Annotated in this window: 11 protein-coding genes and 2 pseudogenes; 10 read left to right on the forward strand and 3 right to left on the reverse strand. The window is 67.4% G+C overall.

What is annotated here, in order from left to right:
- From DQP57_RS25065 to DQP57_RS25105, 9 genes and pseudogenes are all read left to right on the forward strand, one after another.
- Nucleotides 1-188: pseudogene (locus DQP57_RS25065) on the forward strand (pantoate--beta-alanine ligase); the annotation flags it as partial.
- On the forward strand, nucleotides 188-607 hold the full coding sequence (panD, locus tag DQP57_RS25070; RefSeq protein ID WP_112635420.1) for an aspartate 1-decarboxylase: 420 nt from the start codon (nucleotides 188-190) through the stop codon (nucleotides 605-607). The pseudogene DQP57_RS25065 and the gene panD, both read left to right, overlap by 1 nt.
- A gap of 2 nt (nucleotides 608-609) precedes the next feature.
- Nucleotides 610-1,425 (forward strand): type III pantothenate kinase, encoded by an 816-nt coding sequence (locus tag DQP57_RS25075; protein WP_067100080.1) that lies wholly within the window; start codon nucleotides 610-612, stop codon nucleotides 1,423-1,425.
- Nucleotides 1,426-1,468: 43 nt separating this feature from the next.
- Nucleotides 1,469-2,965, forward strand: coding sequence for a lysine--tRNA ligase (gene lysS / locus DQP57_RS25080; RefSeq protein WP_112635422.1), 1,497 nt, complete (start codon nucleotides 1,469-1,471; stop codon nucleotides 2,963-2,965).
- Between the two features lie 128 nt (nucleotides 2,966-3,093).
- Entirely contained in the window at nucleotides 3,094-3,432 is a 339-nt protein-coding gene (lsr2, locus tag DQP57_RS25085; RefSeq protein ID WP_066868403.1) for a histone-like nucleoid-structuring protein Lsr2, read from the forward strand.
- Between the two features lie 347 nt (nucleotides 3,433-3,779).
- Complete coding sequence (gene clpC1 / locus DQP57_RS25090; RefSeq protein ID WP_112635424.1) at nucleotides 3,780-6,326, forward strand: ATP-dependent protease ATP-binding subunit ClpC; 2,547 nt, start codon at nucleotides 3,780-3,782, stop codon at nucleotides 6,324-6,326.
- Nucleotides 6,327-6,569: 243 nt separating this feature from the next.
- Nucleotides 6,570-6,785 carry a CbtB domain-containing protein gene (locus DQP57_RS25095; protein WP_112635426.1) on the forward strand — a complete coding sequence of 72 codons (216 nt, stop codon included), beginning with the start codon at nucleotides 6,570-6,572 and terminating at the stop codon, nucleotides 6,783-6,785.
- A gap of 9 nt (nucleotides 6,786-6,794) precedes the next feature.
- A complete protein-coding gene (locus DQP57_RS25100) occupies nucleotides 6,795-7,580 on the forward strand; it encodes a CbtA family protein (RefSeq protein ID WP_112635428.1) in 786 nt (261 codons plus the stop codon).
- Complete coding sequence (locus tag DQP57_RS25105) at nucleotides 7,577-8,128, forward strand: histidine phosphatase family protein (protein ID WP_112635430.1); 552 nt, start codon at nucleotides 7,577-7,579, stop codon at nucleotides 8,126-8,128. Before DQP57_RS25100 ends, DQP57_RS25105 begins: the two co-directional genes overlap by 4 nt.
- 4 nt (nucleotides 8,129-8,132) lie before the next feature.
- Here DQP57_RS25105 and DQP57_RS25110 read toward each other — a convergent pair whose 3' ends face one another.
- Entirely contained in the window at nucleotides 8,133-9,497 is a 1,365-nt protein-coding gene (locus DQP57_RS25110) for a serine hydrolase (RefSeq protein ID WP_112635432.1), read from the reverse strand.
- Nucleotides 9,472-9,792, reverse strand: a complete 321-nt coding sequence (mhuD, locus tag DQP57_RS25115) for a mycobilin-forming heme oxygenase MhuD (protein ID WP_007772332.1) — start codon at nucleotides 9,790-9,792, stop codon at nucleotides 9,472-9,474. The genes DQP57_RS25110 and mhuD overlap by 26 nt, the downstream gene beginning before the upstream one ends.
- A gap of 63 nt (nucleotides 9,793-9,855) precedes the next feature.
- Here mhuD and DQP57_RS25120 point away from each other — a divergent pair, with 63 nt between their 5' ends.
- A complete protein-coding gene (locus tag DQP57_RS25120; protein WP_112635434.1) occupies nucleotides 9,856-10,611 on the forward strand; it encodes an alpha/beta fold hydrolase in 756 nt (251 codons plus the stop codon).
- On the opposite strand, the pseudogene DQP57_RS25125 reads toward DQP57_RS25120, so the two are convergent.
- Nucleotides 10,594-10,813: pseudogene (locus tag DQP57_RS25125) on the reverse strand (A/G-specific adenine glycosylase); the annotation flags it as partial. The gene DQP57_RS25120 and the pseudogene DQP57_RS25125 overlap by 18 nt on opposite strands.

The following is a 10,813-nucleotide window of genomic DNA, read 5'->3' on the forward strand; positions in this document are numbered from 1 at the left end:
TGGTGGACTACCTCGAGCTGCGCGACGCCGGTCTCGGCCCGGCGCCCGCCCACGGCTCGGCCCGCCTGCTGGTCGCGGCGCGGCTGGGCATCACCAGGCTGCTGGACAACATCGAAATGCAGATCGAAACACCCGCCGGCACCGCTGGGCCGGACGGACAATACGCCCAATCACCTTGGAGGAATTGATGCTACGGACGATGCTCAAGTCGAAGATTCACCGGGCCACCGTCACGCAGGCCGACCTGCACTACGTCGGCTCGGTGACCATCGACGCAGATCTGATGGACGCCGCGGACCTGCTCGAGGGCGAACAGGTGACCATCGTCGACATCGACAACGGCGCCCGGCTGGTCACCTACGCCATCACCGGCGAGCGCGGCAGTGGCGTCATCGGAATCAACGGCGCGGCGGCGCATCTCGTCCACCCGGGCGACCTGGTGATCCTGATCGCCTACGGCACCATGGAAGAGGCCGAGGCGCGGGCGTATCAGCCGCGGATCGTCTTCGTCGACGCCGACAACAAGCCGATCGACCTCGGCCACGATCCGGCGTTCGTGCCCGCTGACGCGGCCGAGCTGCTGGATCCCCGGATCGTTGCGCGGTAGCCGTGCTGCTGGCGATCGACGTCCGTAACACCCACACCGTCGTCGGGCTGATATCGGGATCCAAGGAGCACGCAAACGTCGTGCAGCAGTGGCGGATTCGCACCGAAGCCGAGATCACCGCCGACGAACTGGCGCTGACCATCGACGGCCTGATCGGCGACGACTCCGAACGGCTCACCGGCGCCGCGGCGCTGTCGACCGTCCCCTCGGTGCTGCACGAGGTGCGACTGATGCTCGACCAGTACTGGCCGTCGGTGCCCCACGTGTTGATCGAGCCCGGGGTACGCACCGGCATCCCGCTGCTCGTCGACAACCCGAAGGAAGTCGGAGCCGACCGAATCGTGAACTGCCTGGCGGCTTTTCACCGGTTCAACAGCCCCGCCATCGTCATCGACTTCGGATCCTCGATCTGTGTGGACGTCGTGTCGGGCAAAGGTGAGTTCCTCGGCGGTGCGATCGCGCCCGGATTGCAGGTGTCCTCCGATGCCGCGGCGGCCCGCTCGGCCGCGCTGCGCCGGGTGGAGCTGACCCGGCCCCGTTCGGTGGTCGGCAAGAACACCGTCGAGTGCATGCAGGCCGGTGCGGTGTTCGGTTTCGCCGGGCTGGTCGACGGTTTGGTCGGGCGCATTCGCGAGGACGTGGACGGCTTTGCCGGCGACGACGTCGCGATCGTCGCGACCGGCCACACCGCGCCGCTGCTGCTGCCCGAACTGCAGACGGTCAGCCACTACGACCAGCACCTGACCCTGCACGGCCTGCGGCTGATCTTCGAACGCAACCGCGACGCCCAGCGCGGGCGGCTGAAGACGGCACGCTGACGTCACCGCGCCCTCAAAGCACGGTCCTTTAAGCTGGCACGTCGTGAGTGCCGACGACCTAGACATTCCCGAGCAGTACCGAATCCGCCGGGATAAGCGCGCTCGGCTGCTCGCCGAGGGGCACGACCCGTACCCCGTCGCCGTCGAACGCACCCACACGCTGGCCGAAGTCCGCGCCGCCCACCCCGACCTGCCCGTCGACACCGCTACCGACGACATCGTCGGCGTCGCCGGCCGAGTGATCTTTGCGCGCAACTCCGGCAAACTCTGCTTCGCCACGCTGCAGGAGGGCGACGGCACCAGCCTGCAGGTAATGATCAGCCTCGACAAGGTCGGCCAGCAATCCCTTGACGCGTGGAAGGCCGACGTCGACCTCGGTGACATCGTCTATGTGCACGGCAACGTGATCAGCTCACGGCGCGGCGAATTGTCCGTGCTGGCCGACTCCTGGCAGATGGCGTCCAAGTCGTTGCGGCCGCTGCCCGTCGCGCACAAGGACATGAGCGAGGAGGCGCGGGTACGGCAGCGCTACGTCGACCTGATCGTGCGCCCGCAGGCGCGCGCGGTGGCCCGGCAGCGGATCGCCGTCGTCCGCGCGGTGCGCAACGCGTTGGAACGGCGCGGGTTTCTCGAAGTCGAAACCCCAATGTTGCAGACGCTGGCCGGAGGGGCGGCGGCGCGGCCCTTCATCACGCATTCCAATGCGCTCGACATCGATCTCTACTTGAGGATCGCACCGGAACTGTTCCTCAAGCGGTGCGTCGTCGGCGGTTTCGACAGAGTTTTCGAACTTAATCGCGTGTTTCGAAACGAAGGTGCGGATTCCACCCATTCTCCGGAATTCTCCATGCTGGAGACCTACCAGGCCTACGGCACCTATGACGATTCGGCAGTAGTGACGCGCGAGCTTATTCAAGAGGTGGCCGATGAGGCGATCGGAACCCGACAACTCCCGCTGCCCGACGGCAGCGTCTACGACATAGACGGGGAATGGGCTTCCATCGAAATGTACCCGTCGTTGTCCGCGGCACTCGGTGACGAGATCACGCCCGAGACGTCCGTCGAACAACTGGTGGGCATCGCCGATCGGCTCGGGGTCGAGATCCCCCGCGACCGCGGTTACGGGCACGGAAAGATCGTCGAGGAGCTCTGGGAGCACACGGTGGGCAATGAGCTCGTCGCCCCGACATTCGTGCGGGATTTCCCCGTCGAGACAACGCCTTTGACGCGGCAGCACCGCAGTATCGCGGGTGTCACCGAGAAGTGGGACCTGTATGTGCGTGGCGTCGAACTGGCCACCGGGTACTCCGAGCTGAACGATCCCGTCGTGCAGCGCGAGAGATTCGCCGCGCAAGCGCGTGCTGCCGCCGCGGGTGACGACGAAGCCATGGTGCTCGACGAGGATTTCCTCGCCGCACTCGAGTATGCGATGCCGCCATGCACGGGAACGGGAATGGGTATCGACAGGTTGTTGATGACATTGACCGGTCTGTCAATTCGAGAGACAGTTTTGTTCCCGATTGTTCGGCCGCACTCGTAGTTCAAACTTTCAACTGTGCGGCTTCCGTACAGATTGAGTATGCTTCGCTGTTATGGCAGATTGGTGACCGGGGAGGTCCGATCCAATCTGTTCAGTATCCGCTCAGGACGAAATGCGAGGGTAAGCCAATGGCAAAAAAAGTGACCGTCACCTTGGTCGATGATTTCGACGGTGCCGGCGCGGCCGACGAAACTGTGGAATTCGGGCTTGACGGGGTGACCTACGAGATTGATCTTTCGTCCAAGAATGCCGCGAAACTGCGCGGCGATCTCAAGCAATGGGTGGAGGCCGGCCGCCGCGTCGGCGGCCGCCGGCGCGGGCGTTCCGGGTCGGGACGCGGGCGCGGCGCGATCGACCGCGAGCAGAGCGCAGCCATCCGCGACTGGGCTCGCCGCAACGGGCACAACGTGTCGACCCGCGGCCGCATCCCGGCCGACGTGATCGACGCATTCCACGCGGCGACGTAGCGGCCGTACCGACCGGCGCCCGGGCCCCGAGCCTGGGCGCCGGTTTGTCATTTCGCTGGGCGCGAAACAATAGCCGGGCGGCGCGGGAAACGAATTGCGAGCGCGCGACGTTTCTACAGTTACGGCGCGCAACGCCGCAGGCAGTCGCAGGTGAGACCGGCCATAGAAAGGTCACCCGAAGACCGAGCGGGCCCGCAGCGAAGATGGCGCCGGCAAGGTTAGGCCCGCCGGCAAGCCGACCATTACAGTGGAGACAGGTACGCGATTCCGGCCACAGGGAACCGGCAGGATTGCTCGAAGGGCCGTTAACTAGTTTGTACCGATGTTGAGGGAGAGCAGGTAACCCGATGTTTGAAAGATTCACCGACCGAGCACGGCGGGTCGTCGTCTTGGCGCAAGAAGAAGCCCGGATGCTCAACCACAACTACATCGGCACCGAGCACATCCTGCTGGGTTTGATCCACGAAGGTGAAGGCGTCGCGGCGAAGTCGCTGGAGTCGCTGGGCATCTCGCTCGAGGGCGTGCGCAGCCAGGTCGAGGAGATCATCGGCCAGGGCCAGCAGGCCCCGTCGGGACACATTCCGTTCACGCCGCGCGCCAAGAAGGTCCTCGAGCTGAGCCTGCGCGAGGCGCTGCAGCTCGGACACAACTACATCGGCACCGAGCACATTTTGCTGGGGCTGATCCGCGAGGGCGAGGGCGTCGCCGCGCAGGTGCTGGTGAAGCTGGGCGCCGAACTGACCCGGGTGCGCCAGCAGGTGATCCAGCTGCTGAGTGGCTACCAGGGCAAGGAGGCCGCGGAGGCCGGCACCGGTGGCCGCGGCGGCGAATCCGGCAGCCCGTCCACGTCGTTGGTGCTCGACCAGTTCGGCCGCAACCTGACCGCCGCCGCGATGGAGGGCAAGCTGGACCCGGTCATCGGCCGCGAGAAGGAAATCGAGCGGGTGATGCAGGTGCTCTCTCGTCGCACCAAGAACAACCCGGTGCTGATCGGCGAGCCCGGTGTCGGTAAGACCGCCGTCGTCGAAGGCCTGGCGCAGGCGATCGTGCACGGCCAGGTTCCCGAGACGCTGAAGGACAAGCAGCTCTACACGCTCGACCTGGGTTCGCTGGTGGCGGGCAGCCGCTACCGCGGTGACTTCGAAGAGCGCCTGAAGAAGGTGCTCAAAGAGATCAACACCCGCGGCGACATCATCCTGTTCATCGACGAGCTGCACACCCTGGTGGGTGCCGGCGCCGCCGAGGGCGCGATCGACGCCGCGAGCATCCTCAAGCCGAAGCTGGCCCGCGGCGAGCTGCAGACCATCGGCGCCACCACGCTCGACGAGTACCGCAAGTACATCGAGAAGGACGCCGCTCTGGAGCGCCGCTTCCAGCCCGTGCAGGTGGGCGAGCCGACGGTGGAGCACACCATCGAAATCCTCAAGGGCCTGCGCGACCGTTACGAGGCGCACCACCGGGTGTCGATCACCGACGGCGCGATGGTGGCCGCGGCCACCCTGGCCGACCGGTACATCAACGACCGGTTCCTGCCCGACAAGGCGATCGACCTGATCGACGAGGCGGGCGCCCGGATGCGGATCCGCCGGATGACCGCGCCGCCAGACCTGCGCGAGTTCGACGAGAAGATCGCCGAGGCGCGCCGGGAGAAGGAATCGGCGATCGACGCCCAGGACTTCGAGAAGGCCGCGAGCCTGCGCGACCGCGAGAAGCAACTCGTGGGTCAGCGCGCCGAGCGTGAAAAGCAGTGGCGCTCGGGCGATCTCGACGTGGTCGCCGAGGTCGACGACGAGCAGATCGCCGAGGTGCTGGGCAACTGGACCGGCATCCCGGTGTTCAAGCTCACCGAGGCCGAGACCACCCGCCTGCTGCGCATGGAGGACGAGCTGCACAAGCGGATCATCGGCCAGGAGGACGCCGTCAAGGCCGTCTCCAAGGCGATCCGCCGCACCCGGGCCGGGCTGAAAGACCCCAAGCGCCCGTCGGGTTCGTTCATCTTCGCCGGCCCGTCCGGTGTGGGTAAGACCGAGCTGTCCAAGGCGCTGGCCAACTTCCTGTTCGGCGACGACGACGCGCTCATCCAGATCGACATGGGTGAGTTCCACGACCGGTTCACCGCGTCGCGGTTGTTCGGCGCCCCGCCGGGATACGTCGGCTACGAGGAGGGCGGCCAGCTCACCGAGAAGGTGCGGCGCAAGCCGTTCTCGGTGGTGCTGTTCGACGAGATCGAGAAGGCCCACCAGGAGATCTACAACAGCCTGTTGCAGGTCCTCGAGGACGGCCGGCTCACCGACGGTCAGGGCCGCACGGTCGACTTCAAGAACACCGTGCTGATCTTCACGTCGAACCTCGGTACCGGCGACATCTCCAAGCCGGTGGGCCTGGGCTTCACCCAGGGTGGCGGTGAGAACAACTACGAGCGGATGAAGCAGAAGGTCAACGACGAGCTGAAGAAGCACTTCCGCCCGGAGTTCCTCAACCGCATCGACGACATCATCGTCTTCCACCAGCTGACCAAGGACGAGATCATCCGGATGGTCGACCTGATGATCAACCGCGTCGCGACCCAGCTCAAGAGCAAGGACATGGCCCTCGAGCTGACCGACAAGGCCAAGGCGTTGCTGGCCAAGCGCGGCTTCGACCCGGTGCTGGGTGCCCGCCCACTGCGGCGCACCATTCAGCGCGAGATCGAGGACCAGCTCTCGGAGAAGATCCTCTTCGAGGAGGTCGGTCCGGGTCAGATCGTGACGGTCGACGTGGACAACTGGGACGGCGAAAGCGCCGGCGAGGAGGCCACGTTCACCTTCACGGGGACCCGCAAGCCGCCGGCCGAGCCGGACCTGGCCAAGGCGGGCGCGCACAGCGCCGCGGACCCGGGCCCGGACGCGCAGTAGCAGGCCAACGAAAACGGGCGGCGTGGCGATCGCGAGCGCGGCGGAGCCGGGCGAAGCGGGTCGCCACCTTCGGATTAGTCTCAGTCGGACTACCGCCCGTTTTCGCTGCGCCCTACACTGACCGTTGTCATCGACTAGTCACGGAATCTGGTGAAAGTCCAGAACGGTCGCGCCACTGTCCACAGTCAGACCCGAGACTCGTCATACCCAGCGGGGACGCGTAATCCCCAGAAGGAGCCGATTGTGTCCCATCCGCAGCTCACCGGCGGCCGCACCCGATCGATCGATCTTTCGGCGGCGAGCACCGCGCTTTGGCTGGCCGCGACCCTCTTCCTCGCGTTGCTGGCGCTGTACTTCGTCGGCGTCGACCAGGGGGCGGTGTCGTTGTTCGGCAGCGACTCGCACGTGCACGAGTTCGTGCACGACGCGCGCCACCTGCTCGGCTTCCCCTGCCACTGACCCCGTCTCGTGGAGAAACGCCTGATCGCGGGCGGTCTGCTGGCGGGTGCTGTCGGTGCGGTGCTGGCGTTCATTTTCGCCCGCCTGTGCGCCGAGCCCGTCATTGGCCGCGCGATCGCTTTTGAAGACGGCCGCACCGACGCCGAGAACGCGCACGGCGTGCACGAGCACGGCGCGGAGTTGTTCACCCGCGGCGTGCAATCGGGTCCCGGGCTGGGATTCGGCGTGCTGATTTTCGGTCTCGCCATGGGTGCGTTGTTCGCCGTGCTGTTCAGCGTGGCCTATGCGCGCACGGAAACGGCTCAACCGCAAGCGCTTTCGTTGCGGCTGGCGGCCGCCGCGTTCGGGGCGGTGTACGTGGTGCCGTTCGTGAAGTATCCGCCGAATCCGCCGGCGGTCGGGCAGGCCGACACCATCGGCGCGCGCACCGGCTGGTACTTGCTGATGGTGCTGATCTCGGTGGGGCTGGCGATCGGCGCGGTGTGGCTGGCCCGGCGCCTGGCCGCGCGCGTCGGCGCGTGGAACGCCGGGCTGTTGGCGGCCGCGGGTTACCTGGTGGCCGTCGTCGTGGTGGGGGTGCTGTTGCCGAGCGTCGACGAGACACCCGGGCCGCTGCGCGATGCCGCGGGCACGATCGTCTATCCGGGATTTCCCGCCGACGACCTCTACGAGTTCCGGCTGCTGTCGCTGGCCACCCAGTTGGTGCTGTGGGCGGGTATCGGCCTGGCGTTCGCGGCGATCAGCGGGCGCCTGCTCGGCGCGCGGGCAGGGCAGGAGTCGAGCATCGCGGCGTGACCGACGTCGTCGTCCGGCTGACCCTGGTATGCCATGGCATGACCGATGCCATGGCGCACAGGCGTTTTCCCGCCGACGAACCACTGAACGCGATCGGCCGTCGCGAGGTTGAAGCGGCCGGCGATCTCGCCGGCGTCGCGCCGCGTGCGCTGGCCGGACCCGAGCGGCGTACCGGGCAGACCGCGGAACTGCTTGGGCTGCAAGCCGAGATCGAGCCACGGTTGGCCGATCTTGACTGCGGACGGTGGCGCGGCGAGGCGCTTGCGGCCATGGCGCCCGAGGACCTCGAGGTGTGGCTGAGCCGGCCGGGCGCCGCGCCGCACGGCGGCGAGTCGATCACCGACCTGATCTCACGCGTGTCGCACTGGCTGGAGTCGTTGACCGCCAACCCCTTACGCACGGTGGCGGTGACCCATCCGGCGGTGATCCGCGCGGCGATCGTGGCGGCCCTTGACATCACCCCGGCATCGTTTTGGCGCGTCGACGTCGCACCGGCCGGCCGCGTCGCCATGCACTTCCGCAGCGGACGCTGGACGCTGCGCCTGTAAAGACTCAGCGCGGCGCGATCAGCGCGAAGGCCTGCTTGGCGATCTTGAGCATCCAGCTGGTCACGGTGGGCCCGTGGTCGCGCGGCCAGTTCAGCTGAAAGCTCACCACCCACGGCTGCTGCGTCTTGTCGACGGCATACCAGCTGAACGTCAAATCGCCCGGCAGGCCACCGGCTTTCGCGCCGATGTACGGCCAGACGTTGTGGTCGAGCTGGATGCCCGCGACCGCGGACAGGATCTCGCGCACCGGTGCGGCCTTGCCGACCGCGTCGGCCTGCAGCGCCGCATGAACCCGGCAGATGTCCTCGGCGTTGCCGTACCACTCCGCGCCGTAGGAGGACGCCGGCGAGTGCGCCCGCATCGGATCCGGGTCATACGGCGTCGCGTTCGCCTGCTCGAGCAGCTGCCCGCGGACCTGCGGTGACCCGTGCTCCCATTGGCTGCGCAGGTCGGGCCTGCCCCAGCCGACGGAGAACAGCTCGTACATGGTGGGGAACGGGGTCATGCTGGCCGGGTCGTGATGGCCGGCCGTGGCGAGCGCCTGTTCGATGGCGTGCGTGCCCATCCGCCCGATCAACAGGTCGGTGGCCATGTTGTCACTGGTGGCGATCATCTTCTCGGCGGCGGTCCGCACCGAAACATGCGCTCCCGCAGGCAATGCCAATCCCGACGAGCCGACGGCCCGGCTCTTTTCGGTGACGGTCAGCTGGTCGTCCCAGGACACCGTGCCGTCCTTGATCGCGCCCGCCAGCGCATGCAGCACGTAAAGCTTGAAAATGGATGCCAGCGGCAAAGATTGGTGTGTGTTGGTGCCCGCCACCGGATCGCAGTCGCCGTCGTTGACCTTGGCGACCTGATAGGAGTAGCGCGCACCGGTCTTGCCCAGCACCGCGTCGATGTCGTGCCACGAATTGATGGTGGGCGCCTGGGTGTCGAGGTCGAAATGATCCACATAACCGCCGTCGTCGGTGTGGATCCGAATGTCTTGCCGGGCACCGTAGGACGAGGTCAGGTGCAGCGTCGCCACGCTCGCGCCCAGGTCGACGCCGTTGAGGGTGAACGGACGGTCCCACCACAGCGCCTCCATGGTGGTCTCGACCGACTCCACCTTGTCGGGGGCGGCGAGGGTGCCGACCCCGACCGGACCGATGGGCCAGTCGGAGTTGAGCATGTCCAGCGTCTGCTGGGCCCGGACGCCGGGCGGGGTCCGGGTGTCGATCTGGCGTCCCGGATTCGCCGCGTTCGCCTGCGGGGACGGATTGGGCGCGCAACCGGGCGCCAATGTCACTATCAGTGCGGCGGCCGCGCTCAGCGTCAATGCGCGGCGCCGGGCCGATGCGCCGCTAGCCAGCCTGCTTGTTGCCGGCAACGTCCATCACAACCTCGAATTCCAGCAGCGAGGCCCCGGTGGCCACCGGCTTCGCCCGCTCCCCGGAGTGCGCTTCGATGGCGGGCCCCTGCGCCCACGCCTGGAATGCCTCTTCGGACTCCCACTGGGTCACCACGAAGTAGCGGTTCTCGCCCTTGATGGGACGGAGCAGCTGAAAGCCGAGGAAGCCGGGCTGATTGTCGACGGCGTGCGCCCGGTGGGCGAACCGCTTCTCCAGCTCCGGTCCTGCGTCGGCGGGTACTTCGATTGCGTTGATCTTCACCACAGGCGACATGCCGCTAGGCTACCTCGCCCATCCCGGTGCGGCGGCCCTGGGCGGTGCACGCAAGATGGTGCCATGCCCAGCGATCTGTTGACGTGTCACGGCGGAGACGGTGAGCCGCTGGTGCTGGTGCACGGCCTGATGGGGCGGGGAACCACCTGGCCGCGCCAACTGCCGTGGCTGACGCGGCTGGGCACCGTCTACACCTACGACGCGTTGTGGCATCGGGGCCGCGACGTCGCAGATCCACACCCGATCAGCACCGAACGGTTCGTGGCCGATCTGGCCGACGCGGTGAGCGCGCTGCGGGGCCCGGTGCGGATGGTCGGGCATTCGATGGGCGCCCTGCACTCGTGGTGCTTGGCCGCCGAGCACCCGGACCTGGTTTCCGCCCTGGTGCTCGAGGACATGGCGCCGGACTTCCGCGGCCGCACCACCGGCCCCTGGGAACCGTGGCTGCATGCCCTTCCGGTCGAATTCGATTCCGCCGAGCGGGTTTTCGCCGAGTTTGGCCCCGTCGCGGGCCAGTATTTCCTGGAGGCCTTCGACCGCACCGACGCAGGCTGGCGGCTGCACGGACACACCGCGCGCTGGATCGAGATCGCCGCGGAATGGGGCACCCGCGACTACTGGGCGCAGTGGCGCGCGGTGCGCGCCCCCGCGCTGCTCATCGAGGCCGGCAACTCGGTCACCCCGCCGGGCCAGATGCAAGAGATGGCGGAAATATCAAGCGCCGCAACCTATTTGAAGGCTCCGCAAGCCGGCCACCTGATCCACGACGAAGCGCCCCAGCTGTACCGCCAAGCGGTGGAGTCATTCCTCGCCGGCTAGGGCGAAGCGTCCGTCGCGCGTCTGGGCCACCAGGCCGTCGGCCAGCAGCGAATACAGCGCCCGGTCGCGCTGCGCCGTGTCGGTCAGCCACGCCACGTCCAGCTCGGCGCGGGTCACCGGAGAATCGTTGGCGCGCAACACATCCATCAAGCGCCCACGGACCTGGCGGTCGGTCCCGGCGTAGGTCTGCACGCGGCGCGCC

The sequence above is a fragment of the Mycobacterium colombiense genome (assembly GCF_003284935.1).
In the GTDB taxonomy this organism is placed as follows: Bacteria; Actinomycetota; Actinomycetes; order Mycobacteriales; family Mycobacteriaceae; genus Mycobacterium; species Mycobacterium arosiense_A.

Excerpts from the sequence above, each read along its gene's own strand:
- DQP57_RS25120 (WP_112635434.1), top strand. The coding sequence starts at position 9,856 with ATGCCCAGCGATCTGTTGACGTGTCACGGCGGAGACGGTGAGCCGCTG.
- mhuD (WP_007772332.1), bottom strand. The coding sequence starts at position 9,792 with ATGTCGCCTGTGGTGAAGATCAACGCAATCGAAGTACCCGCCGACGCA.
- lsr2 (WP_066868403.1), top strand. The coding sequence starts at position 3,094 with ATGGCAAAAAAAGTGACCGTCACCTTGGTCGATGATTTCGACGGTGCC.
- clpC1 (WP_112635424.1), top strand. The coding sequence starts at position 3,780 with ATGTTTGAAAGATTCACCGACCGAGCACGGCGGGTCGTCGTCTTGGCG.
- panD (WP_112635420.1), top strand. The coding sequence starts at position 188 with ATGCTACGGACGATGCTCAAGTCGAAGATTCACCGGGCCACCGTCACG.